Source organism: Pseudomonas sp. PDM20 (assembly GCF_014852575.3).
Classification (GTDB): Bacteria; Pseudomonadota; Gammaproteobacteria; order Pseudomonadales; family Pseudomonadaceae; genus Pseudomonas.
On record NZ_CM181224.1, the window covers coordinates 4,580,386 to 4,604,982 of the forward strand.

Below are 24,597 nucleotides of genomic sequence, written 5' to 3' on the forward strand. Positions count from 1 at the left end.
GCCTGCTCAGCCGCGGCACTCGCAGCCGCTGCGGGCAGGAGGGAGGTCGCCGGCCGGGGCGAAGTCACTGAACTCGCGCACCGACTTGCGGATCGGCTGCTCGTCCTCGCTGTGGTAGAGCACCATGCTGCTGGTCACCTCGCGCAACTGCGCCAGGGAAAGCGGCTTGTCCAGCACATCCAGCAGCGGCACACGGTTGGTCCAGGCCCACTGCATCAGACCGCGCCGCTCCTCCGCGCTGTAGTTCCCCACCAGCAGGAACTGGCGGAAGGTGTTGCTCTGGCTCAGCGCCTTCAGGCTCATCAGTTCGTTGGGGCCGGGGCGGAAATCGTCGTGGATGAACAGGCTGTAGCGCTGGCGGCCCGAAAGCGCCTTGCGCACTTCATCCAGGTTCAGGCAGAGGCTCAGGTGGTAGAACTCCAGGCGATTGAGCAGCACGCTGTAGTTCAGTAGCCGGCCGGGGTGCGAGCACAGCACCATGGCCCGACGGGAAATGGTCGCCATATCGATGGCCTCGGAAAAATTTTGACGAGGCCAATTTAGCGACGTATTGCCGCGATTCTTATCAGACGAGTCCTAATTGCCTGTAGTGAAACTCCTACAAGCCAGGAATCCCGACAGGCGGCTGGGGCTCGAAAAAGGCGGCGGCGCGGGCTCAGTCCCGCGCCTTGCCCTGATGCAGGCGGGCGACCAGTTCGGCTTCGGCCTGGGACAGGCCGCAGCTCTGGGTCAGGTCTTCGGGGCTGGCGCCCATGCCAACCAGACGTGCCGCCTGGCTGAAGGAGAGGCTGGTGGGGTCGCGCTGCTCGATGCGCACCAGGCGCTCGGGCAGCGGCGCGACCTGCTTGTTCAGCTCGCGCAGCTCCTCGCCCATGCGGATATTGATCTGCTGGTACGACTCGATGCGCTTGCCCTGTTCCTTCAGGCGCTGCTCGAACACCGCCAGCTGCTTGGCCAGCTGCACCGCCTGGGCTTCCTGGGCACGCTGTCGGCCGGAGAGCCAGACGCAGGCCATCGCCAGGCCCGCGCAGGCGATACCGAGCACCACCAGAGCGATCAGCACCTCAGATGCTCTCCAGCTCCGACCACTCTTCCTCGGTCATCATCTTGTCCAGCTCTACCAGGATCAGCAGCTCGCCGTTCTTGTTGCAGACGCCCTGGATGAACTTGGCCGATTCCTCGTTACCGACGTTCGGCGCAGTCTCGATCTCGGACTGGCGCAGGTAGACGACCTCGGCGACGCTGTCGACCAGGATGCCCACTACCTGCTTGTCGGCTTCGATGATGACGATGCGGGTGTTGTCCGAGACCGGCGCCGGGTCCAGGCCGAAGCGCTGGCGGGTGTCGATCACGGTGACCACGTTGCCGCGCAGGTTGATGATGCCCAGCACGTAGCTCGGGGCACCCGGGACCGGCGCGATCTCGGTGTAGCGCAGCACTTCCTGGACCTGCATCACGTTGATGCCGTAGGTCTCGTTGTCCAGGCGGAAGGTGACCCACTGCAGAATCGGATCTTCGGCACCTTGCGCTGACGTTTTCTTCATATCCCCTCGCCTCTTCTGGTTCCACGCCGCCTGCGGCGTGGAGGTTGTCTTTCAAATCCGCTTGCGCACAGCCTCAGGGCTGCAGGCGCTTGGCCGCGCCACTGGCGATCAGCTCGGCCAGGGCCGAGACGTCGAGCAGCGCGCACATCTGGTCGATCACCGTGCCAGCCAGCCACGGGCGTTGCTGGCGCTGGCTGCGCCACTTCACCTCGGACGGGTCCAGGCGCACCGAGCGGCTGACCTGATGCACGGCCAGCCCCCACTCGTAGCCCTGCACGGAAATCACGTACTGCAGCCCCTCGCGGTAGTCATCGCGGTAGCGCTCGGGCATCACCCAGCGTGCAGTGTCGAGTACCTTCAGGTTGCCGTTCTGGCCCGGCAGGATGCCGAGGAACCAGTCGGGCTGGCCGAACAGCGGGGTCAGGTCGTGCCCCGCCAGTGGATAAATGGAGCCCAGGCAAACCAGCGGCACCGCCAGGGTCAGCCCGGCGACGTCGAACAGCAGGCACTCGAACGGCTCGGCGGCCCACACCGGGCGGCCGTCGTCGAGCAGCTTCAGCGGCGCGGCGGGCATCTCGGCGCTGCCGGGCTGGTGCAGGTCGATGACCTGGGCCAGTTGCGCCGGCGGTTCATCCGCGGCGGGAGCGTCGGCAACGGGCGCTTCGATGACCGGTGCTACGGGCTCGGGCAGGCGCAGCTCAGCCACGGTAGCCTGGGCAACTGGCGCGCGGGTGGCCACGCTCAGGCGGGCATCACGGACCTGCTCTTCGAGCACGGCCGCTTCGAACTCATCGAGGCTGACGCTGGTTTCCGGCGCCTGCAGCACCGCAGCCTGGGGTTCGGCGACCAGCGGCGCGACCGGCTCGCTGACCACCAGGGCGACCGGAGCCGGAACCACGGGGGCAACAACAGGCTGCGCCACTGGTTCCGCGGCGAAGTCTTCGAAAGTGGCCTCCTGCAGCAGCGCGTCCAGGTAGGACTGCAGCGCGAGCTGGGGGCGAGTGGCGGTAGCGGAACGACTCATGATGGATAACCGCGCAAGGTGACTGTCCAGCCTATCGGCAGCGGACGCGCCGCTCTTGAGCGCATCCGTCGGATTCTTTTGTTCAGGCCTGCCATCTTCAGGCTACCTGGCTCGCCGGCACATGGGCCAGCAGATGCTTGAGCAGCGCGCGGTAGGCGATCACGCCACGGCTGTTGCCGTCGTTGCGCGAGGGCACCGTGCCCAGGCGGCTGGCGTCGCGCAGCTTGGTATCCACCGGGATGAACGCCTGCCAGAGGGTATCCGGGTAGGTATCGCGCAGCACCCGCAGGGTGCCCAGCGACGCCTGGGTACGGCGGTCGAACAGGGTCGGCACGATGGTGAACGGCAGCGCCTGCTTGCGTGAGCGATTGACCATCTTCAGCGTGTTGACCATGCGCTCCAGGCCCTTGAGGGCGAGGAACTCGGTCTGCACCGGGATCACCAGGTGCTGGCTGGCCGCCATGGCGTTCACCATCAGGACGCCCAGCAGCGGCGGGCTGTCGATGATCGCGTAGTCGAACTCGTTCCACAGCTGCGCCAGGCTCTTGGCGATCACCAGGCCGAGACCGTTCTGCCCCGGCGACTGGCGCTCCAGGGTGGCCAGCGCGGTGCTCGACGGCAGCAGGCGGATGTTCTCGTGGCTGGTGGGCAGCAGCAGCGACTCCGGCAGTCCCTCAGGCACGTTGCCCTGGTGCAGGAACAGGTCGAACACGCTGTGTTCCAGGGTGTCCGGGTCATGACCGAAGTAGCTGGTCATCGAGCCATGGGGGTCCAGGTCGACGATCAGCACGCGCTTGCCGGCGTCCGCCAGCAGGCCTGCCAATGCGATCGAGGATGTGGTCTTGCCGACGCCACCTTTCTGGTTGGCTACCGCCCAGACTTTCATAGTGCTGGCTCCCCGCATGCACAGGATCGGATCAGGGTCATCATGGTCGCTCAGTCCCCTGCCGATGACGAAGAATTGACGGCGCCACTGCCGGGCGCCTCGCTGGCAATCACTGGTGCAGATTGCGTGCCAGCATGCCGCAACGCCGGGTCCGGCTGCGCCTTGCCACTGCCCACCCCGCTGATGCTGCGGCGCACCTCTAGGTTGCGGGAGATCACCAGCACCACCCGGCGGTTGCGTGCGCGGCCATCCGCCGTGGCATTGTCCGCCACTGGCTGGAATTCGCCATAGCCCACCGCAGCCAGCCGACCGGCGTCGAGGCCATCCTGGGCGAGCATGCGGACGATGCTGGCGGCGCGGGCCGCGGACAGTTCCCAGTTGGTCGGGTACTGCGAATTATGGATCGGAACGTTGTCGGTGAAACCTTCGACGTGCACCGGGTTGCGGTAAGGCGCCAGAATCCTGGCGACCTTCTCGATGATCTCGAAGGCAGCGTCATTGGGAATGGCATCGCCGCTGGGGAACAGCAGGCTGGAATTTAGGGTGATCTCGATCCAGAACTCGTTGCCGCGCACCGACAGCTGGTCGGTGGAGATCAGGTCACCGAAGGCCTGGCGCACGCTGTCGGTAATCTGCTGCAGGGTATCGGGGTTGCCCTGGGCCTGGCCGTCGTCCTGCGGCTCGTTGAGCGACTGGTCCGGCTGCTGGGTGCGCGGGCGCTCCTCACCGACAGGGATCGGGCGGATCGAGCGGTCCGGCTGGTTGAACACGCCGGTCAGGGTTTCCGAGAGGATCTTGTACTTGCCCTCGTTGATCGAGGAGATCGAGTACATCACCACGAAGAAGGCGAACAGCAGGGTGATGAAGTCCGCGTAGGACACCAGCCAGCGTTCGTGATTCTCGTGTTCCTCATGACGTCTGCGGCGAGGCATGCGCATCCCCTCCCCCCTCAGCCGACGAAGCCTTGCAGCTTCAGCTCGATGGAGCGCGGGTTCTCACCCTCGGCGATGGACAGCAGGCCCTCCATGAGCATTTCGCGGTAGCAGGACTGGCGCAGCACGATGCTTTTCAGCTTGTTGCCGATGGGCAGCAACAGCAGGTTGGCCAGGCCGACGCCGTAGATGGTGGCGACGAAGGCCACGGCAATGCCGTTGCCCAGCTGGCTGGGGTCGGCGAGATTGCCCATCACGTGGATCAGGCCCATCACCGCACCGATGATGCCGATGGTCGGCGAGTAGCCGCCCATGGCTTCGAATACCTTGGCAGCCGCCAGGTCGCGGCTTTCCTGGTTGTACAGGTCGACTTCGAGGATGCTGCGGATGGCCTCGGGCTCGGTGCCGTCCACCAGCAGTTGCAGGCCCTTGCGCGCGTAGGGGTCACGCTCGGCGTCGGCGACGGTCTCCAGGCCCAGCAGGCCTTCCTTGCGCGCCGTCATGCTCCAGCCGACCACGTGGTTGATGCCGCCGACCAGATCCACCTTGGGCGGCAGGACCATCCAGCGCAGCATGGTCACGGCGCGCTTGAGCACCGCGACCGGGGTCTGCAGCAGTGCAGCGGCCAGGGTGCCGCCCACCACGATCAGTGCCGCCGGGCCATTGGCCAGGGCACCGACGTGCCCGCCCTCGAGGAAGTTGCCACCAATGATGGCAACCAGCGCGAGGATCAGGCCGACCAGGCTGAGGACATCCATCAGCCGCAGGCCTCGGTCAGGTGACGGCCGATGTCGTCCAGGCTGTACACCGCGTCGGCCAGGCCCGCCTTGGCGATCGCCATGGGCATGCCGTAGATCACGCAGCTGGCTTCGTCCTGCGCCCACACCTGGGCGCCGCCCTGCTTGAGCATGCGTGCGCCTTCGCGGCCGTCGGCGCCCATGCCGGTGAGGACCACCGCCAGGACCTTGTCGCCGTAGGCCTTGGACGCGGAACCGAAGGTCACGTCGACGCAGGGTTTGTAGTTCAGGCGCTCGTCACCAGGCAGGATGCGGATCGCGCCACGGGCGTCGACCATCATCTGCTTGCCGCCGGGAGCCAGCAGGGCCACGCCGGGACGCAGGATGTCACCATCCTCGGCTTCCTTGACGGTGATCTTGCACAGCTTGTCCAGGCGCTCGGCGAAGGCCTTGGTGAAGGCTGCCGGCATGTGCTGGATCAGCACCAGCGGTGCAGGGAAGTTGGCAGGCAGCTGGGTCAGGACCCGCTGCAGCGCCACCGGCCCACCGGTCGAAGTGCCGATGGCTACCAGCCGGTAGGGCTTACGCTTTGGGGCGGCGGAAGTCGCCGGAGCCGGAGCGGCCGGCGCGTGGCTGGCGCCCGACGAAACGGGAGCGGCCGGGCGCGCAGTGCCGGCAGCGGGAGCCGAAGCCGGCGCGGCCGGGCTCGACGAGTAGGAAGAGTACGCGGCGAAGCGGCGGTTGCTCTTGGCGATGGTGTGGACCTTCTCGCACAGCAACTGGCGGACCTTGTCCGGGTTGCGCGAGATGTCCTCGAAATTCTTCGGCAGGTAATCGACAGCGCCGGCGTCCAGCGCGTCCAGGGTCACCCGCGCGCCCTCGTGGGTCAGCGAGGAGAACATCAGGACCGGCGTCGGGCAGCGCTGCATGATGGTCCGCACGGCGGTGATGCCATCCATCAGCGGCATCTCGTAGTCCATGGTGATCACGTCGGGCTTGAGCGCCAGCGCCTGATCGATCGCCTCGCGGCCGTTGGTTGCCGTGCCGACCACCTGGATCTGCGGGTCAGCCGAAAGAATCTCCGAGACGCGGCGGCGGAAGAACCCCGAATCGTCCACCACCAGGACTTTGACAGCCATAGACACTCCTGAAAAAAACTTCTTCCATCACATGGGCGAGCCCTGCGGCTCGCCCATGGCGGTCAGATACGACGGGCGTAGCGCTTGAGCATGCTCGGCACGTCGAGGATCAGCGCGATGCGCCCGTCCCCGGTAATGGTCGCCCCCGCCATGCCCGGCGTGCCCTGCAGCATCTTGCCCAGCGGCTTGATCACTACTTCTTCCTGGCCCACCAGCTGGTCGACCACGAAGCCGATGCGCTGGGTGCCCACGGAGAGGATCACCACGTGGCCCTCGCCCGGCTCGTCATACTGCGCGCCCGGCACCAGCCAGCGTTTGAGGTAGAACAACGGCAGGGCCTTGTCGCGGACGATCACCACTTCCTGGCCGTCGACCACGTTGGTGTTCGACAGGTCGAGGTGGAAGATCTCGTTGACGTTGACCAGCGGGAAGGCGAAGGCCTGGTTGCCCAGCATCACCATCAGGGTCGGCATGATCGCCAGGGTCAGCGGGACCTTGATGACGATCTTCGAGCCCTGGCCCTTGGTCGAGTAGATGTTGATGATGCCGTTGAGCTGGGAAATCTTGGTCTTCACCACGTCCATGCCGACACCGCGGCCGGAGACGTCGGATATCTCGGTCTTGGTCGAGAAGCCCGGCGCGAAGATCAGGTTGTAGCAGTCGGACTCGGACAGGCGATCGGCCGCATCCTTGTCCAGCAGGCCCTTCTCCACGGCCTTGGCGCGCAGCACATCCGGGTCCATGCCTTTGCCGTCGTCGGAGATCGACAGCAGGATGTGGTCGCCTTCCTGCTCGGCGGACAGCACCACCTTGCCCGAACGCGACTTGCCGGCGGCCTCGCGCTCGTCGGGGCCTTCGATGCCGTGGTCCACTGCGTTGCGCACCAGGTGCACCAGCGGGTCGGCCAGGGCTTCGACCAGGTTCTTGTCCAGGTCGGTCTCTTCGCCGATCAGCTCGAGGTTGATCTCTTTCTTCAGGTTGCGCGCCAGATCGCGGACCTGGCGCGGGAAGCGGCCGAAGACCTTCTTGATCGGCTGCATGCGGGTCTTCATGACCGACGACTGCAGGTCGGCGGTGACCACGTCGAGGTTGGAGACGGCCTTGGCCATCGCCTCGTCGCCGCTGTTCAGGCCCAGGCGCACCAGACGGTTACGCACCAGCACCAGTTCGCCGACCATGTTCATGATCTCGTCCAGGCGGGCGGTGTCCACGCGCACGGTGGTTTCCGCTTCGTTGGCCGGCTTCTCCGCAGCCGCAGCGGCGGGCTTGGCCGATGCAGGCTTGGCGGCAGCGGCCGGCGCCGGAGCGGCAGCAGACTTGGGTGCGGGCGCAGGCGCAGCAGCCGCTTTGGGCTGTGCATTGGATGGCGCAGCCGCGACCGGCTCTTCCTTCGCGCCGGTAAACTGGCCTTTGCCGTGCAGCTCGTCGAGCAACTTCTCGAATTCGTCGTCGGTGATGTTGTCGTCGCCGCCGACCGCCGGATCTTCCTCAGGCTTGGTCTGGGCAACAGCCTCAACGGCAGCTGGAGCTTCTTCCTTCGCACCGGTGAACTGGCCCTTGCCATGCAACTGGTCGAGCAGCGCTTCGAACTCGTCGTCGCTGATCTCGTCGCCAGCACCGGCGGCGGGCGCCTCGGCAACCGGTGCCGGAGCCGCACTGACGGGTTCCTTGGCAGCAGCGCTGAACTGGCCCTTGCCGTGCAACTGGTCGAGCAGTGCTTCGAATTCGTCGTCGGTGATGTCGTCGCCACCGCTGCCAACCGGCGCGGCGGGCGCTTCAGCGGCAGGCTCGAGGGCATCCATCAGCTGTTCGAACTCGGCGTCGGTGATGTCGCCATAAGCGGCCGCAGCGGCCGGAGCCGCTTCCACGACAGGCTCGGCAACAGCCGCAGCGGGAACTTCGGCGGGAGCAGCGTTCGGGTCGGCCAGGCGCGACAGCGCGGCCAGCAGCTCGGGAGTCGCCGGCGTCGGCTCCTCCGCATCACGCACCTGCTGGAACATGACGTTGACGGTATCCAGCGCCTGCAGCATCACGTCCATCAGTTCGGCATCCACGCGGCGTTCGCCCTTGCGCAGCATGTCGAACACGTTCTCGGCGATGTGGCAGCACTCCACCAGCGCATTCAGCTGGAGGAAGCCGGCACCACCTTTGACGGTATGGAACCCACGGAAGATTGCATTGAGCAGGTCCATGTCATCCGGGCGGCTTTCCAGCTCGACCAGTTGTTCGGACAGTAGCTCGAGAATCTCGCCGGCCTCCACCAGGAAGTCCTGGAGGATTTCGTCATCGGCGTCGAAGCTCATTCGGTGCTCCCTCTACAGCGTCAGCGGACGCTTAAAAACCAAGGCTGGACAACAGGTCATCGACATCGTCCTGACCGGATACGACGTCCTTTCTTGTATCGGCAGCAATCTGCGGACCTTCACCCTTGGACGATCTTTCTTTTTCCACCGCGTCGCGCATGCTCTCGTGGTCATGCTCGATGCCGGCGTAGCGATCGACCTGACCCGCCATCCAGACCAGCTTCACCAGGTTCGACTCGACCTCGGTCACCAGCTTGGTGACGCGCTTGATCACTTGCCCGGTGAGGTCCTGGAAGTCCTGCGCGAGCAGGATGTCGTTCAGGTGCGCGGAAAGTTTGCGGCTGTCCTGGGCACTGATGTAGAGGAACTGCTCGACACGCTTGGCCAGGTCACGGAAGGCCTCGGGGCCCAGCTCGCGGCGCATGAAACGCGACCAGTCTTCCTGCAGCTCCTTGGCCTGGGTCTCGATGTGCATGACCACCGGGGTGCACTCTTCCACCAGGTCCATGGTGCGATTGGCCGCTTTCTCGGTCATCGTCACCACGTAGGACAGGCGATCGGTGGCGTCGGCAATCTGCGAGACTTCCTGGGCGCGCGGGGAGCTGGGATCGATCTGGAAGTTGACGATGGCGTTGTGCAGTTCGCGGGTCAGCTTGCCTACCTCTTGGTAGAGCCCGCGATCACGCGCCTGATTGAGCTCGGAGATCAGCTGCACGGCGGTCTGTACGTCGCCCTGCTCGAGGCAGTCGACCAATTCGCGCGCGTGTTTTTTCAGGGTCGACTCGAAGTCACCCGCGGATTCGTTGAAATCCATGACGCCCTCTTGGTCAGCCTCAGCTGCCGACCCGCTCGAAAATCTTCTCGATCTTTTCTTTCAGCACCTGAGCGGTGAAAGGCTTGACCACATAGCCGTTGACCCCGGCCTGGGCCGCTTCGATGATCTGGTCGCGCTTGGCTTCGGCGGTGACCATCAGTACCGGCAGGTGCTTCAGACGCTCGTCGGCGCGGACCGCACGCAGCAGGTCGATGCCGGTCATGCCGGGCATGTTCCAGTCGGTAACGAGGAAGTCGAAGTTGCCGCTGTGCAGCATCGGCAGCGCAGTGGTGCCGTCGTCGGCTTCTGCGGTGTTGGTGAACCCCAGGTCCCGCAGGAGGTTCTTGATGATGCGCCTCATCGTGGAAAAGTCGTCCACGATGAGAATTTTCATGTTCTTGTCCAAACCTGCCTCCATCGATACCAAACGCGCCCTGGCGGGCGTGCCGTCAATTCATCGAGCGCCGTGCGCTCTTTGCTGTGGGCGCGTCAAAGGAACGTCACCCAAAAATTCGTAAGCCTATAACTTGCCTAAGGAAAATACCTTCAGCACCGCCTCTCAGAAGAAGCCGACGCGAAACTACCCGATGCTCAGCGAGCGCGCCACTCCGCCAGTCGCGAACGCAGGCGCGCGGCGCACTGGCTGTGCAGCTGGCTGACGCGGGATTCGCTGACGCCCAGCACTTCGCCGATCTCCTTGAGGTTGAGTTCCTCGTCGTAGTACAGCGCCAGCACCAGTCGCTCGCGCTCGGGCAACTTGGTGATGGCGTCGGCCAGGGCCGCCTGGAAGCGCTCGTCTTCCAGCCCGTGGGACGGCTCGTTGTCGTGGTGCGAGGCGTCTTCGGCAAAGCCGCCGCCCTGGTCGCCGTCCTGCAACATGTCATCGAAGCTGTACAGACGGCTGCCCTGGGTGTCGCTGAGGATGCCGTAATAATCTTCGAGGCTCATATTGAGTTCGGCAGCAACCTCCTGATCTTTAGCGTCGCGTCCGGTACGCGCTTCGACGGCGCGGATGGCGTCGCTGACCATGCGGGTGTTGCGGTGGACCGAACGCGGGGCCCAGTCACCCTTGCGCACCTCGTCGAGCATGGCGCCGCGGATACGGATGCCGGCGTAGGTTTCGAAGCTCGCGCCCTTGCCCTGATCGTATTTCTTCGCCGCCTCCAGCAGGCCGATCATGCCGGCCTGCATCAGGTCCTCCACCTGCACGCTGGCCGGCAGGCGGCCGAGCAGGTGGTAGGCGATGCGCTTCACCAGTGGGGCGTGTTTCTGGATCAGCAGTTCCTGGGAGTTGTGCGCCTGTGCCTTGCTGTACATACGCGCTCCGGAGGCCGCGGTCATACGGCCGAACCCGTGGGATGTTGCACCAGGCGCTCGACGAAGAACTCCAGGTGCCCTCGTGGGTTGGCCGGCAGCGGCCAGCTGTCGACCTTCTGCGCCACCGCACGGAAGGCCAGGGAAGCCTTGCTGCGCGGGAACGCCTCATACACCGAACGCTGCTTCTGCACGGCCTTGCGCACCGACTCGTCGTAGGGAATGGCGCCGACGTACTGCAGCGCCACGTCCAGGAAGCGGTCGGTGACCTTGGTCAGCTTGGCGAACAGGTTGCGGCCCTCCTGAGGGCTGTGGGCCATGTTCGCCAGCACGCGGAAACGGGTCATGCCGTAGTCGCGGTTGAGCAGCTTGATCAAAGCGTAGGCATCGGTGATGGACGTGGGTTCATCACAAACGACCAGCAGCACTTCCTGGGCGGCACGCACGAAGCTCACCACCGAGTCGCCGATGCCGGCGGCGGTGTCCACCACCAGCACGTCGATGTTGTCGCTGATGTCGCTGAACGCCTGGATCAGGCCGGCGTGCTGCATCGGCGTGAGGTGCACCATGCTCTGGGTGCCCGAGGCCGCCGGGACGATGCGAATGCCGCCAGGCCCCTGGAGGATCACGTCACGCAGGTCGCATTCGCCTTCGATGACGTCGGCCAGCGTGCGCTTGGGCGACAGGCCCAGCAACACGTCGACGTTGGCCAGGCCCAGGTCGGCATCCAGCAGCATGACGCGGCGGCCGAGATCGGCCAGCGCCAGCGACAGATTCACCGACACGTTGGTCTTGCCCACGCCACCCTTGCCGCCGGTGACTGCGATTACCTGAACGGGATGCATACCCATATCAATACCTTGTCTCGTCGTTCGACCGTCACGCTTCGGCGTTTCGGCTAATCCGGCTGCAGTGCTCTACCGCCTCCGGCGCTCGCGGATCGTCTTGCAGAGCATCCGCATCGCTTGGGCGGCTCAACCGGCCACCCCACGCCCCACCCGGGGCTCACAATCTTCAGCTGGCGCGACGCACCGGCTGTTGGTAAAGGCCGGCGAACATGTCCGCCATGGCATCTTCGCAGGGCTCTTCGGGCGACTGCAGGCTCACCGCGCGGCTGACCAGTTGGTGCGCGCGTGCCACATGCAGGTCATCCGGGATCTTCGGCCCGTCAGCCAGATAGGCTACCGGTAGATGCTGGCTGATAGCCAGAGCCAGAGCTTCGCCGAGGCTTCCCGCTTCGTCCAGTTTGGTCAGGATGCACCCGGCCAGCCCACAGGAACGATAGTTCTGCCAGGCGGACTTGAGTACCTGGCTCTGGCTGGTCGCGGCCAGCACGAGGTAGTTCTTCACGTTCAGGCTCAGCGACGACAGCGCTTCGAGCTGCATGCGCAGCGCCGGATCGTTGGCGGGCAGGCCGGCGGTATCGATCAGCACCAGGCGCTTGCGCGCCAGCGGCGCCATGGCCTGGATCAGCGACTGGCCCGGATCGACCAGGGTCACCGGCACATTGAGGATGCGGCCGAGGGTCTTGATCTGCTCCTGCGCACCGATACGGAAGCTGTCCATGGACACCAGGGCGATGCTCTGCGCGCCGTACTTCAGTACGTAGCGGGCGGCCAGCTTGGCCAGGGTAGTGGTCTTGCCCATGCCGGCCGGGCCGACCAGGGCGATAACTCCGCCCTGTTCCAGCAGGTCGATTTCCGGGGTGTTGATCGAGCGCGCCAGGTGCGCCAGCAGCATGCGCCAGGCCTGCTTCGGATCGGCGATGGACGCCACGCGCTCCAGCAGGTTGCGCGACAGGTCGGCCGGCAGTCCCATGCGCTGCAGGCGACGCCACAGGCCGGCCTGTTTCGGGCGCTGGTTCTGCAGCTGGTTCCAGGCAATCGAGCCCAGCTGCACTTCGATCAGTTCGCGCAGGCCGTTGAGCTCGAAGCGCATGGCTTCCAGCGCCTGCTGGCCGACAGCGGCCGGCGCCGGGGCAACCGGTGCATCCATGGCGGCGGCCAGGGTTTCGGCGGCGCTGCGACGCGGCTTCTCGGTGCCGTACATTTGACGGTCGCCGCGCACGCTATCGCTGGCGCGGGTCGGAGCCGACAGGTCAGCCTTGGCCTGGGCGATCTTCGCCTGGGTCTTGCGCAGCTCGGCTTCCAGCGCCGGGTTCGGCTTGCTGGCCGCCACTGGGGCCTGGTAATCCAGCGCCGCGGTCAGCTCTACGCCACCTGCGACACGGCGATTGCCGATGATCGAGGCGTCCGGGCCCAGCTCGTCACGGACCAGTTTCATGGCCTGACGCATATCAGCGGCGAAGAAGCGTTTTACCTGCATGGCCTCGGACCTCAATCAGTTCTGCCCAACGGTGGCAACGATCGTGACTTGTTTGTTGTCGGGGATTTCCTGGTAAGCCAGCACGTTCATGGTGGGAACCGCCATCCGGGCGAATCGCGACATCATCGCGCGGATGGGACCTGCCACCAGCAGAATCGCCGGCTTGCCGAGCATTTCCTGACGCTGCGCCGCTTCAACCATCGAGCGTTGCAGCTTTTCGGCCATTCCGGGTTCCAGCAACATGCCTTCTTCGGAGCCCTGTCCGGCCTTCTGAAGACTATTAAGCAATATCTGTTCCAACCTGGGTTCCAGAGTGATCACAGGCAGCTCCGGCTCTAGTCCCACAATGGTTTGCACGATTGCGCGGGACAGCGCGACGCGAACTGCCGCCACCATCGCGGCGGGATCTTGACTCTTCACCGCGACGTTGGCGATGGCTTCCGCGATAGTACGGATGTCACGTACCGGCACCTGTTCCTGCAGCAGCGCCTGAAGGACCTTGAGCAGCGTCGACAGGGAAATCATCCCCGGCACCAGCTCTTCGGCGAGCTTGGGCGAAGTCTTGGCCAGCAGCTGCATCAGTTGCTGGACTTCCTCGTGGCCCAGCAGCTCGTGGGCATGCTTGTGCAGCACCTGGTTCAGGTGGGTGGCGACCACGGTGCTGGCATCGACCACGGTGTAGCCCAGCGATTGCGCCTGATCACGCTGCGAGGCCTCGATCCACACGGCCTCCAGGCCGAAGGCCGGGTCCTTGCCAGCGATGCCGTTGAGGGTGCCGAACACCTGGCCGGGGTTGATCGCCAGATCGCGGTCCGGGTAGATCTCGGCTTCCGCCACGCTGACGCCCATGAGCGTCAAACGATAGGCGTTGGGCAACAGGTCGAGGTTGTCGCGGATGTGCACCGACGGCATCAGGAAGCCCAGGTCCTGGGACAGCTTCTTGCGCACGCCCTTGATCCGCGCCAGCAGTTGGCCGCCCTGGTTGCGATCGACCAGCGGAATCAGGCGGTAGCCCACTTCCAGGCCGACCATGTCCACCGGGGTCACGTCGTCCCAGCCCAGTTCCTTGGTCTGCTCGGCGCGCTGGGCGGGCAGCAGTTCCTGCTGGGTCTGGGCTTCCTGCTCGGCCTTCTGGCTGGCCTGGCGCTGGCGATGCCAGATCAGGTACGCGCCAGCAGCGGCCAGGCCACCCAGGCCGACGAAGGAGACGTGCGGCATGCCGGGGACCAGGCCCATGGCGATCAGGATGGCGGCAGAGATCGCCAGCGCCTTGGGCGAGGCGAACATCTGGCGGTTGACCTGCTGGCCCATGTCTTCGGAGCTGGAGACACGGGTCACCATGATCGCGGCGGCGGTGGACAGCAGCAGCGAAGGCAGCTGCGCCACCAGGCCGTCACCGATGGTCAGCAGGGCGTAGACCTTGCCGGCGTCGCCGAAGCTCATCGAGTGCTGGATCATGCCGATGGCCACGCCACCGATGAGGTTGATGAAGAGGATCAGCAGGCCGGCGACGGCGTCACCGCGGACGAACTTGCTGGCACCGTCCATCGAGCCGTAGAAGTCAGCCTCCTGGGCCACTTCGGCGCGGCGCTTCTTGGCTTCCGCCTGCTCGATCAGGCCGGCGTTGAGGTCAGCGTCGATGGCCATCTGCTTGCCGGGCATGGCGTCGAGGGTGAAACGCGCGCTCACCTCGGAGATACGCCCGGCACCCTTGGTGACCACCACGAAGTTGATGATCATGAGGATCGCGAAGACCACGATACCGACGACGTAGTTGCCGCCGATCACCACCTCGCCGAAGGCCTGGATCACCTTGCCCGCAGCCGCGTGGCCGTCATGGCCGTGCAGCAGCACGACGCGGGTGGACGCGACGTTCAGCGCCAGGCGCAGCAGGGTGGCGACCAGCAGGATGGTCGGGAACACGGCGAAGTCCAGCGGGCGCAGGGCGTACACGCTGACCAGCAGGACCACGATGGACAGGGCGATGTTGAAGGTGAACAGCACATCCAGCAGGAACGGCGGGATGGGCAGGGTCATCATCGCCAGCATGGCGAGCAACAGCAGCGGCACGCCGAGGTTGCCCCGGCTGAGCCCTACCAGATTGCTGCGAACAGTGCCGATCAGTTGCGTACGATCCACCCGAATTTCCCCTGCGCGTTGGTGACCGAGCCGGCCACCGGATCAAACTTTTGACGCCCAACCGGGCATCCGCACAGGGTTTTGCAGGAAGCGTTCCAACTTCTTCGAAACGCTTCAGGAACTGTCTTTCACCAGCTTGAAAGTGCCGTCCTTGAAGCTGCCCGCCACCGCGCAGGTGGACTGGTTGGCGTCACTTCGCGCCTCGAAACGGTAGTGCCCGGACATCACGCCGTACTCGGTGTCGTCCTCGCTGCGGACGATCTCCACGCGGTCGATCACCAGCTCGCCATGGCTGGCGCGCAGGGCATCCTCGGGCACCTCCTGAAACAGTACCGCCGCGCCCTCACCCAGCCTTGCCCGGCCCTCGCGCTGCGGACCGATGGCGTAGCGCCCGGAAAGCTTCGAAGGATCGACGCGCAACTGGTCCTGCGCAGTGGTCAGGTGGAACTGCGCGGTTAGCGTCGCCGGGCGACCGCCCTCGCCCTGCACCGCCAGCGGCACGCCAACCACCAACTGGTTGTCGCCGCTGAGCTGGGCGACATAGAGCGAGCCCCACCAGCGATCCGTCACCTGCGCCTCGTGCTGCGTGCCGCAGACCTGCAGGCGATACTGCGTCGTCGGCGTATCGGGCGCGCACGCGCCGCACAGACCGACGCCCACCGCCATCGCCAGCACCCTGAAGTGACCCGCTTCGCTCATCGTCCTTCTCCGCGCAGTGTCCCGGCGCACGAAGGCTGGTGCCCTCGCCTCGAAGGTTCGACTGGCACGTCCCGGCGAAAGGTTCCCCTGTCTTTAGGCCGGTCACCAGCTCCCGGAGGCACCGCCTCCGCCGCTGGAGCCACCGCCACCGGAGAACCCACCGCCCGAACTGCCGCCGGATGACCCGCTGGACGAACTACCGCCGGAGCCCGAGCTGCCGCCCGCGCCGCCCTGCCCCGCCGCGAACACCACCAGCCCCGGCAGGCACATGAACGGCAGCACCAGCAGCCAGTTCAACGGAGCCGCCGGAGCACCGGCGGAGAAACCGATCAGCAGGTACAGGCCGAAGAATATCGCCAGGCGCCAGTAGAAGGCCTTGTGCCCGGCCGGCGCCTTGGCGGTCTTGCGCCCTTTGCGCCCCTTGCGAGGTCCGCGCCAGACGTCGCGCATCATCGAGATCAGCAGCCACCAAAGGCCAGTGACCATCAGCACGCCCAGCGGAGCTGCGAGCGCATAGACCCACAGCAGGCCGCCGAAGCGCGGCGTCAGGAAGCCGAGCAGGATGCAGTAGGCGATCAGCCCCAGCACGCTGTAGAACACCACACGCGCCGTCCACAGCGCGCCGAAGGTGGCGCCGCCGACCAGCAGGCAGATCGGCGTGATGGCAGCCACTCCCAGGGCATCCTTGCCGCCGGACAATATGGCCACCAGCACGACCACCACCGCGCAGAACGCCAGTGCGCCGCGCCAGCCGATCCGCCGTGCGGCAAGCAGCACGCCACCCACGCCACCGGCCACGAAGGACGCCAGCAGCAGCCAGGCCTCCAGCGGGAACGTCAAAGGTTCGGGGGCCGGCTCAGGCAACGCCTCGCCATCCACCAGCAGGATCAGCGCATCCACCGCCGACTCGATGCCGCCGGCATAGTCGTCCTGGCGGAAGGCAGGCGCCATGCGCTCGCGGATGATGCGCCCGGCCAGCACGTCGGGAATCGCGCCTTCCAGGCCATAGCCGACCTCGATGCGCATCAGGTGATCGTCCTTCGCCACCACCAGCAGCACACCGTCGTCCACGCCCTTGCGGCCGAGCTTCCAGAGGTCGAATAGCTTGTTGGAGAAGGCCTCAATGCCCATCTTGCCCACCGTCGGCAGCATCACCACGGCGATCTGCGCACCACGCCGGTCCTCCAGGGCCTTGAGCTTGTCGATCAGATGGGTTTTGGTGGGCTGATCCAGCGTGCCAGTGACATCCACCACACGCTCGTTCGGCGGCAGCAGCACGCCGCCGTCGACAGGTTCGGCAGCCCAGGCGAACGGGGCGCAAAGCAGGCAGAAGAGCAGCCAGAACGCGAAACGCGCGCCGGCCCCCTGGAACAAGGCTCCTTGCAACATGGCACTTTCCCTTGGCAGAACAGGCTGCCCGGCATCTCTGACGCCGGGCACGAGCCGACCATCCTAACGCAGCAGCAGCGCCGACGAATCACTCGTCGCGTCGCAAATCCGGCGGGATCGGCAGGTTCGGCATCGGTCCCGGACGCTTGCCCTTGCCCGCGCGGTACTGCTTGAGCTGGTAGACGTAGGCCAGCACCTGGGCCACGGCGAGGTAGAGGCCGGCGGGAATCTCGTGGTCGAGTTCGGTGGAGTAGTAAACCGCCCGCGCCAGCGCCGGCGATTCGAGCACCGTGACCTTGTGCTCCTGGGCGATCTCGCGAATCTTCAGCGCCATGAAGTCGTTGCCCTTGGCCAGCAGCCTGGGCGCCCCACCCCTCTCCGCGTCGTATTTCAGGGCCACGGCGAAGTGCGTCGGGTTGGTGATGATGACGTCGGCTTCGGGCACCGCCTGCATCATCCGCCGGTTGGCCATCTCGCGCTGCATCTGGCGGACCTTGGCCTTGACCTCCGGCTTGCCCTCGGAGTCCTTGTACTCGTCCTTGACCTCCTGCTTGGTCATCATCAGCTTCTTGCGGTTGTCCCAGAGCTGGAAGGGCACGTCCGCGGCGGCGATGAAGATGATGCTGCAGGCCAGCCAGAAGGCGCTCCAGCCGACGATCCGTGCGCTGTGCACCATGGCCTGTTCCAGCGGCTCGTGGGAGATGGCCAACAGGTCGTCCTGATCGGACTTGAGCACCAGGATCGCCACGATCAGCACCAGCACGAACTTGGCCAGGGCCTTGAGCAGCTCGGTCAGCGAGCGCAGTGAGAACATGCGCTTGAGCCCGGCCAGCGGATTGAGCCGGCTGAACTTGGGGGCCAGCGCTTCGCCGGAGAACAGCCAGCCACCCAGCGCGACCGGGCCGACCAGCGCCGCGACCAGCAACACCGCCAGGACCGGCCAGACCGCATCGGCGCCGATCTTGCCGCCAGCGATCAACAGGTTGAGCATGCTCTCGCTGTTCATCACCGTGGCGCGGTCCAGCTCGAAGCTGCCGCGCATCAGGCGCATCAGCGCATCGGCCAGGCTGGCGCCAAACATCAGCAGGGCTCCGGCGCCAGCGAGCAGCACGGCCAGGGTATTGAGCTCCTTGGACCGAGGGAGCTGCCCCTTCTCGCGCGCGTCGCGGCGCCGTTTCTCGGTAGGTTCCTCTGTCTTGTCTTCGCTACTACTGTCGTTTTCGGCCATCAGTGGGCCCCCACGAGTTCGCGAAGCAGGCGCAGGCCCTCACTGGCCAGCGCCTGGTACTGGGTGAGAATCTCGGCACTGCCAATCCAGACAATGACGAAGCCCATGATCAGGGTGAGCGGGAAACCGATCGAGAAGATGTTCAGCTGGGGTGCCGCGCGGGTCATGGCGCCGAACGCCAGGTTGACCACCAGCAGCGCGGTGATCGCCGGCAAGGCGATCATCAGACCTGCGCCCAGCACCCAGCCGAGCTTGCCGGCCACCGTGATGAAATGGTTGCTCGACAGCCCCTCGCCCACCGGCAGCGTGGTGAAGCTTTCCGCCAGTACCTCGAAGACCACCAGGTGGCCGTTCATGGAGAGGAACAGCAGGGTCACCAGCATGGTGAAGAACTGCCCCAGTACCGGCACCGAGATGCCGTTGGTGGGATCGATCATGGACGCGAAGCCCAGGCCCATCTGCATGGAGATGATCTGCCCGGAAATGACGAAGGCATGGAACATCAGCTGCAGGACGAAGCCGAGCATGGCGCCGACGAGGATTTCCTGGGCGATGTAGACCATCGCCTTGAGGCTCAGCGCATCCACCTGTGGCATCGGCGGCAGGTTGGGCACCAGCGCCACGGCAATCGCCACGGACAGGTACAGGCGCACGCGGGTCGGCACCAGCTGGGTGCCGATGATCGGCATCACCATCAGCATGGCGGCGATGCGGAATAACGGGAACAGGAAGGCTCCGATCCAGCCGCCGATCTGCGCGTTGCTGAGCTCGAGCATCAGCCGATCAGCGTCGGGATGCTGGTGATCAGTGACTGGGTGTATTCCATCAACTGCCGCAGCAGCCAGGGGCCCAGCACGATGAGGGTGAGCAGCACCACCAGCAGGCGCGGCAGGAAGCTCAGGGTCTGCTCGTTGATCTGCGTGGCGGCCTGGAACATCGCCACGATCAGGCCCACCAGCAGGCTGGGCAGCACCAGGATGCCGACCATCACGGCGGTCAGCCAGAGCGCTTCACGGAACAGGTCGACGGCGACTTCGGGGGTCATGGCTGCTCCTGTCGTTCAGCAGAGGGGTTCATCGCTAGACCGTCCCGAAACTGCCGGCGAGCGTGCCGATGATCAATGCCCAGCCGTCCACCAGGACGAACAGCATGATCTTGAACGGCAGCGAGATGATCAGCGGCGACAGCATCATCATGCCCATCGCCATCAGCACGCTGGACACCACCAGGTCGATGATCAGGAACGGAATGAAGATCATGAAACCGATCTGGAACGCAGTCTTCAACTCCGAAGTGACGAACGCCGGCACCAGGATGGTCAGGGGCGTGGCGTCGGCGCTGGCGATGTCGGTGCGCTTGGACAGCCGCACGAACAGCTCCAGGTCCGATTGCCGGGTCTGCGCCAGCATGAAGGCCTTGAGCGGCACTTCCGCGCGAGTAAGTGCTTCCTGCGCGGGGATCTGCTCGCTCAGGTAAGGCTGCAGCGCAGTCGTGTTGATCTTGTCGAACACCGGCGCCATGACGAACAGGGTGAGGAACATCGCCAGGCCGATCAGTACCTGGTTCGACGGCGTGCTCTGCAGGCCCAGCGCCTGGCGCAGGATGGAGAAGACGATGATGATCCGGGTGAAGCTGGTCATCAGCATGACGAACGCCGGGATGAAGCTCAGCGCGGTCATGATCAGCAGGATCTGCAGGCTGACCGAGTATTCCTGCTGCCCCTGCGGGTTGGTGGTCACGGTGATCGCCGTCAGCTGCGTCGGATCGGCGGCGAAGGCCTGCGGCGCCATCAGCGCCAGCAGACCCAGGAGCAGCGGCGCGACTGCCTTGAGCGCACCGATCAGAACGGAGAGGTTCGGCGAGCGGGTCACTGCGGGCGGCCCTTGTCCTTGTTCAGCAATTCCAGCAGGCGCTGGGCGAATTCCGGCTGCGCCGGTTCCGATTCGGCGGCATGCACTGGCTGGCGCATGACGTGCAGCGGGGTGATGCGACCAGGCGTCAGGCCCAGCAGCACCTGCTCCTCGCCCACCTGCACCAGCACCAGCCGATCACGCGGGCCGAGGGACTGGCTGGAAATCAGGCGGATTGCCTGGTTGCCGCGCGGCACGACCTGTTGCACGCGGCGCACCAGCCAGGCCAGCAGGAAGATCAGGCCGACCACCAGCACCAGGCCCAGCAGCAACTGCATCAGCTGCGCGCCGGCACTACCGGTGATGAGGCTCGGCGTGGAGCTGGCATGGACGATGGCCGGGTTGGATGCCGGCGCCTTGGCCTCCTCGCCCAGAGCGAAGAGGGACAGCCCCAGCAGCGGCAGGGCGCCTACGCTGGAGAGCAGACGGGGATTCGCGAGCAGGCGGCCCATGTCAGCGCAGCTTCTTGATGCGTTCGCTGGGGCTGATCACGTCGGTGAGGCGGATGCCGAACTTCTCGTTCACCACCACCACTTCGCCATGAGCGATCAGGGTGCCGTTGACCAGCACGTCCAGCGGCTCGCCGGCCAGGCGATCGAGTTCGATCACCGAGCCCTGGTTGAGCTGCAGCAGGTTGCGGATGCTGATGTCGGTATGGCCGACCTCCATGGAAATGGTCACCGGGATATCCAGGATCACGTCCAGGTTCGGGCCTTCGAGCCCGGCAATGGTCGGTGCCTTGGGCGCCATGCCGAACTCTTCCATCGGCGCGCGCGGCGCGGCAGGCACGGCCGGAGGCGCGGCACTGGCCATCATCGCATCGATGTCGTCCTGGTTGGCGTCACCCGATTCGGAGAGCGCCGCGGCCCACTCGTCGGCCAGCGCCTGCTCTTCGGGAGTTACGTTTTCTTCGTCTGACATGGTGTGTCCTCTTGGGATTCGCTCAGCGCGGGCGCACGAGCGGATCGAGAATCTGCAGCGCCAGGTTGCCCTTGTGCGAACCCAGCTTGACCTTGAAGGAAGGCACGCCGTTGGCGCGCATGATCATGTGATCGGGCAGCTCCACCGGGATCACGTCGCCCGGCTGCATGTGCAGGATGTCCCGCAGCTTGAGCTGACGACGCACGACGGTGGCGCCCAGCGGCACGTTGACGTCGAGGATGTCCTCGCGCAGGGCGTTGATCCAGCGTTCGTCCTGATCGTCCACGTCGGACTGGAAACCGGCGTCGAGCATCTCGCGGATCGGCTCGATCATCGCGTACGGCAGGGTGATGTGCAGGTCGCCGCCGCCGCCATCCAGCTCGATATGGAAGGTGGAAACCACCACCACTTCGCTGGGGCTGACGATGTTGGCCATCGCCGGGTTCACCTCGGAGTTCACGTACTCGAAGGTGATCGGCATTACCGCATGCCAGGCTTCGGCGAGATCGACGAAGGCCTGCTCGATGACCATGCGCACCACGCGCAGCTCGGTGGGGGTGAACTCGCGCCCCTCGATCTTGGCGTGACGACCGTCACCGCCAAAGAAGTTGTCCACCAGCTTGAACACCAGCTTGGCGTCAAGGATGAACAGCGCGGTGCCGCGCAGCGGCTTCATCTTCACCAGATTGAGGCTGGTGGGCACGTACAGCGAGTGCACGTACTCACCGAACTTCATCACCTGCACGCCGCCCACGGCAACATCCGCCGAGCGACGCAGCAGGTTGAACATGCTGATGCGGGTGTAGCGGGCGAACCGCTCGTTGATCATCTCCAGGGTCGGCATGCGGCCCCGGACGATGCGGTCCTGACTGGTCAGGTCGTAGGACTTGATCGCCCCCGGCTCGACGTCGGACTCGGTTTCCACCAGGCCGTCGTCGACACCGTGCAACAGCGCGTCGATCTCGTCCTGGGAAAGTAGATCCTGCATGGCCATGGCGGGTACCTACTGCAATACGAAATTGGTGAAAAGCACTTGCTCCACGGTCAACTGACCGGTCGCCTTCTTCGCCAGTTCCTGAAGACTGGACGTGGCCTGCTGGCGAAGCATCTCCTTGCCGACCGGGGTCACCAGATTGTCGAAATTCTGGCTGGAGAACAGCATCACCAGCTGGTTGCGCACCAGCGGCATCTGCTCGCGCAGGGCATCCATCTGCGCCTGGTCGCGGCCCATCAGGGCAACGGCTACCTGAAGATAGCGCTGGCGGCCGTTCTGATTGAAGTTGACCACGAAGGACGGCGCGAGAATCTCGTAGACCGCCTGCTTCTTCGTCGGCTCGGCGTGTTCCGCGGCCTTGGCTTCGGCTTCGTCGGGCTTGGCGCTCTTGTGCAGGAAGAACCAGGTACCGCCCACCGACGCACCCACCGCCAGCAGGAAGGCCAGCACGATGATGATGATGAGCTTCAGCTTGCCCTTGCCGGGCGCCTGGCCATCGGGGAGAGAAGGCGTCTGTTCTTTCTTGGCCATGCCAATAATCCGTCACTTTTGCGGCGCGAAGCGCTGATACCGGGGTAGCAGCAAGGGCTGTGCCAGTTTGGAAGAGTCCTACTGGCGACGCCGCGGATATTACAGGCTAGACGGAGGATGTCACGGGGAGGAGTAAGAATTTTCCACTGAGCTGGATGGGCCGGGGGTTGAGGGGGTTCGCGAGCAAGGGAAAACCTGGCGCTCGGGCCTATACCCTCTCCCCCGCCCTGGCTACGCGCCCCGCTCCGAAGAGAGAGGGAGCTAACCGTGCCGTTCTTGGCATTGTGCCATCCGGCGAGCGCCGATCTTTCAGCACGCGCCGAACAAGGCCCCTCTCTCTTCAGGGGGAGGGTCAGGGAGGGGGCGCTTCCAGACAGCACAGCATCACCCGGAAGGCTCCCACCCGATCACGCGTAGTAATCCACCAATCCCCTGCCCTGCGCCGCCGTCTGCGGGCGGATCTCGGACACGCCACTGATCATCGGCTCATCGTCGCCGCTACCGCTACCCGCCACGCTCCGCGAGCCGCCACGGCCGTCGCCTTGCTGCTGTTGCTGCCAGCCACGGGCAGACTGGTCGGAAACGTTCACATCCAGCTGCATGCCCTGCTGGTTGAACATCTCGCGCAGGCGGTGCTGCTGGCTGTCCAGCGCTTCGCGGACGTTGGCGTTGGCACTGACGAAGTTCACCTGGGTCTGGTCGCCGGTCATGTGGATGCGCACTTCCAGGCGGCCGAGGTTGGCCGGGTCCATCTGGATCTCGGCCGACTTGAGGTTCTGCGAGGACATCCACATCACCCGGTCCACCACCTGGTCGGTCCAGCCGTTCTGCTGCACGGACACAGCCTGCCCCGGCACCAGCGGGTTCACCGGGCGACTGGTCATGGCCTGCGGCGTGTTCAGCGCCTGCGTCAGCGACTCCAGGCGTGCGGCAAACGCCTCGTTGCGCGGCATCTCCGGCTTGGCGTCGGCCTGCACGTCCGCCAGCTGCTGGATGAGGTCGGCGCCATCTTTCAGCGCGCCTTCAGCGAGCTTGGTTTCAGAGCCCTTGGCAGTCGAGTCCGAGGTCAGCGCAGCCAGGGCGGCGGACAGATCGTTCTTGCCGCTGGCATCCAGTGACTTGTCCCCCGCCTTGGCGCCGAGATGACCAGTGAGCTGTGTCTGTTGCGCCTGCTGGGCCTGGTCGTCAGCGCCCACGGCGAGCGTCAGGTTCACCCCCGGAATCTCGTTGAGCTTCTGCAGATCGCCATCGCTGCTGGCATCGGTGAGCGGGCTGGTACCGCTGCTGACCACCAGCGGCGGCGCCTCAGGCTCCGGCAGCTGGCCGGTCATACCGAGCATCAGCAGCGGGTCGAGGGTCGCGTCGGGGCTGGCCTCGGTATCCGCCACCTTCTCCTCCGCCTTGCTGGCGCCATCGGCCGGCAAGGCCTTGCCGTCCTCGGCAACCTTTGGCTGGTCGGCGGCAGCCGGCGCGGTGGAATCCTTGCTCGCGGTGTCCTTGTCGGCACTCTCCCGCGGCTTGTCGTTCTTCGCCTTCACCGGTTTGTCGGCGCGCTCGCTGGCGGCTGGCCGCTGCTCCTTGGCGTAGACGTCGGCGAAGCTGGAACCCTTGTCGCTGCTGCTGTTCGACGAACTTTGCGCAGACTTGGAGAGCGCCGCCTTGGGCCGGGTGTCAGGCGTCGACGTCAATAAAATATCCGGGGCGACAGCCATCGGAGTTCTCCGTTGATGTGAATATCCAACACGGAGATAGCAAGGCGCGGGCCAAC

The 24,597-nt window shown here is 65.4% G+C and carries 26 protein-coding genes; all 26 read right to left on the reverse strand.

The genetic code is table 11. The features are described 5' to 3' along the window. Positions 1-6: 6 nt before the first annotated feature. A complete protein-coding gene (locus tag IB261_RS20900; RefSeq protein WP_225605916.1) occupies positions 7-504 on the reverse strand; it encodes a hypothetical protein in 498 nt (165 codons plus the stop codon). A 151-nt stretch (positions 505-655) separates the two neighbouring features. After that, positions 656-1,015, reverse strand: coding sequence for a DUF2802 domain-containing protein (locus IB261_RS20905; RefSeq protein WP_167523289.1), 360 nt, complete (start codon positions 1,013-1,015; stop codon positions 656-658). A gap of 49 nt (positions 1,016-1,064) precedes the next feature. Beyond that, positions 1,065-1,544 (reverse strand): chemotaxis protein CheW, encoded by a 480-nt coding sequence (locus IB261_RS20910; protein ID WP_015476565.1) that lies wholly within the window; start codon positions 1,542-1,544, stop codon positions 1,065-1,067. A gap of 73 nt (positions 1,545-1,617) precedes the next feature. Beyond that, a complete protein-coding gene (locus IB261_RS20915; protein ID WP_192381227.1) occupies positions 1,618-2,568 on the reverse strand; it encodes a CheW domain-containing protein in 951 nt (316 codons plus the stop codon). 97 nt (positions 2,569-2,665) lie between these two features. Continuing rightward, positions 2,666-3,454, reverse strand: a complete 789-nt coding sequence (locus IB261_RS20920) for a ParA family protein (RefSeq protein WP_151187830.1) — start codon at positions 3,452-3,454, stop codon at positions 2,666-2,668. 50 nt (positions 3,455-3,504) lie between these two features. Continuing rightward, positions 3,505-4,386: a flagellar motor protein MotD gene (motD, locus tag IB261_RS20925; RefSeq protein ID WP_081519496.1), complete on the reverse strand. Its 882-nt coding sequence runs from the start codon at positions 4,384-4,386 to the stop codon at positions 3,505-3,507. A gap of 17 nt (positions 4,387-4,403) precedes the next feature. Beyond that, positions 4,404-5,144, reverse strand: a complete 741-nt coding sequence (locus tag IB261_RS20930; protein WP_138215067.1) for a flagellar motor protein — start codon at positions 5,142-5,144, stop codon at positions 4,404-4,406. Further along, positions 5,144-6,262 carry a protein-glutamate methylesterase/protein-glutamine glutaminase gene (locus tag IB261_RS20935; protein ID WP_192381226.1) on the reverse strand — a complete coding sequence of 373 codons (1,119 nt, stop codon included), beginning with the start codon at positions 6,260-6,262 and terminating at the stop codon, positions 5,144-5,146. Before IB261_RS20935 ends, IB261_RS20930 begins: the two co-directional genes overlap by 1 nt. A 62-nt stretch (positions 6,263-6,324) precedes the next feature. Further along, entirely contained in the window at positions 6,325-8,565 is a 2,241-nt protein-coding gene (locus tag IB261_RS20940; protein ID WP_192381225.1) for a chemotaxis protein CheA, read from the reverse strand. A gap of 31 nt (positions 8,566-8,596) precedes the next feature. Next, complete coding sequence (locus IB261_RS20945) at positions 8,597-9,379, reverse strand: protein phosphatase CheZ (RefSeq protein WP_045212054.1); 783 nt, start codon at positions 9,377-9,379, stop codon at positions 8,597-8,599. A 19-nt stretch (positions 9,380-9,398) separates the two neighbouring features. Further along, positions 9,399-9,773, reverse strand: a complete 375-nt coding sequence (locus IB261_RS20950; protein ID WP_085988857.1) for a chemotaxis response regulator CheY — start codon at positions 9,771-9,773, stop codon at positions 9,399-9,401. A 197-nt stretch (positions 9,774-9,970) separates the two neighbouring features. After that, positions 9,971-10,720, reverse strand: a complete 750-nt coding sequence (gene fliA / locus IB261_RS20955; RefSeq protein ID WP_045212057.1) for an RNA polymerase sigma factor FliA — start codon at positions 10,718-10,720, stop codon at positions 9,971-9,973. Then, a complete protein-coding gene (fleN, locus tag IB261_RS20960) occupies positions 10,717-11,544 on the reverse strand; it encodes a flagellar synthesis regulator FleN (protein ID WP_017520297.1) in 828 nt (275 codons plus the stop codon). Before fleN ends, fliA begins: the two co-directional genes overlap by 4 nt. Before the next feature lie 163 nt (positions 11,545-11,707). Next, positions 11,708-13,018, reverse strand: coding sequence for a flagellar biosynthesis GTPase FlhF (gene flhF / locus IB261_RS20965; RefSeq protein ID WP_081519298.1), 1,311 nt, complete (start codon positions 13,016-13,018; stop codon positions 11,708-11,710). 15 nt (positions 13,019-13,033) lie between these two features. Then, the gene (gene flhA, locus IB261_RS20970) at positions 13,034-15,157 is read right to left on the reverse strand and encodes a flagellar biosynthesis protein FlhA (RefSeq protein ID WP_192381224.1); all 2,124 of its coding nucleotides are present in this window, start codon (positions 15,155-15,157) and stop codon (positions 13,034-13,036) included. A gap of 114 nt (positions 15,158-15,271) precedes the next feature. Then, positions 15,272-15,856 (reverse strand): hypothetical protein, encoded by a 585-nt coding sequence (locus IB261_RS20975; protein ID WP_192381223.1) that lies wholly within the window; start codon positions 15,854-15,856, stop codon positions 15,272-15,274. A gap of 102 nt (positions 15,857-15,958) precedes the next feature. Next, a complete protein-coding gene (locus tag IB261_RS20980) occupies positions 15,959-17,245 on the reverse strand; it encodes a TPM domain-containing protein (protein WP_192381222.1) in 1,287 nt (428 codons plus the stop codon). Between the two features lie 88 nt (positions 17,246-17,333). Continuing rightward, the gene (flhB, locus tag IB261_RS20985) at positions 17,334-18,473 is read right to left on the reverse strand and encodes a flagellar biosynthesis protein FlhB (RefSeq protein WP_192381221.1); all 1,140 of its coding nucleotides are present in this window, start codon (positions 18,471-18,473) and stop codon (positions 17,334-17,336) included. Next, on the reverse strand, positions 18,473-19,249 hold the full coding sequence (fliR, locus tag IB261_RS20990; protein ID WP_081519293.1) for a flagellar biosynthetic protein FliR: 777 nt from the start codon (positions 19,247-19,249) through the stop codon (positions 18,473-18,475). The genes flhB and fliR overlap by 1 nt, the downstream gene beginning before the upstream one ends. Then, positions 19,249-19,518, reverse strand: coding sequence for a flagellar biosynthesis protein FliQ (gene fliQ, locus IB261_RS20995; protein WP_045212070.1), 270 nt, complete (start codon positions 19,516-19,518; stop codon positions 19,249-19,251). The genes fliR and fliQ overlap by 1 nt, the downstream gene beginning before the upstream one ends. 34 nt (positions 19,519-19,552) lie before the next feature. Then, the gene (gene fliP, locus IB261_RS21000) at positions 19,553-20,263 is read right to left on the reverse strand and encodes a flagellar type III secretion system pore protein FliP (RefSeq protein WP_225594669.1); all 711 of its coding nucleotides are present in this window, start codon (positions 20,261-20,263) and stop codon (positions 19,553-19,555) included. Between the two features lie 77 nt (positions 20,264-20,340). Then, a complete protein-coding gene (gene fliO / locus IB261_RS21005) occupies positions 20,341-20,835 on the reverse strand; it encodes a flagellar biosynthetic protein FliO (protein WP_225605915.1) in 495 nt (164 codons plus the stop codon). Between the two features lies 1 nt (position 20,836). Next, positions 20,837-21,304 (reverse strand): flagellar motor switch protein FliN, encoded by a 468-nt coding sequence (gene fliN, locus IB261_RS21010; RefSeq protein WP_192381220.1) that lies wholly within the window; start codon positions 21,302-21,304, stop codon positions 20,837-20,839. A 22-nt stretch (positions 21,305-21,326) separates the two neighbouring features. After that, on the reverse strand, positions 21,327-22,298 hold the full coding sequence (gene fliM / locus IB261_RS21015) for a flagellar motor switch protein FliM (protein ID WP_081519289.1): 972 nt from the start codon (positions 22,296-22,298) through the stop codon (positions 21,327-21,329). A 9-nt stretch (positions 22,299-22,307) separates the two neighbouring features. Continuing rightward, positions 22,308-22,829, reverse strand: coding sequence for a flagellar basal body-associated protein FliL (fliL, locus tag IB261_RS21020; protein ID WP_081519288.1), 522 nt, complete (start codon positions 22,827-22,829; stop codon positions 22,308-22,310). Positions 22,830-23,236: 407 nt separating this feature from the next. Beyond that, positions 23,237-24,541: a flagellar hook-length control protein FliK gene (locus IB261_RS21025; RefSeq protein WP_192381219.1), complete on the reverse strand. Its 1,305-nt coding sequence runs from the start codon at positions 24,539-24,541 to the stop codon at positions 23,237-23,239. Between the last annotated feature and the right edge of the window lie 56 nt (positions 24,542-24,597).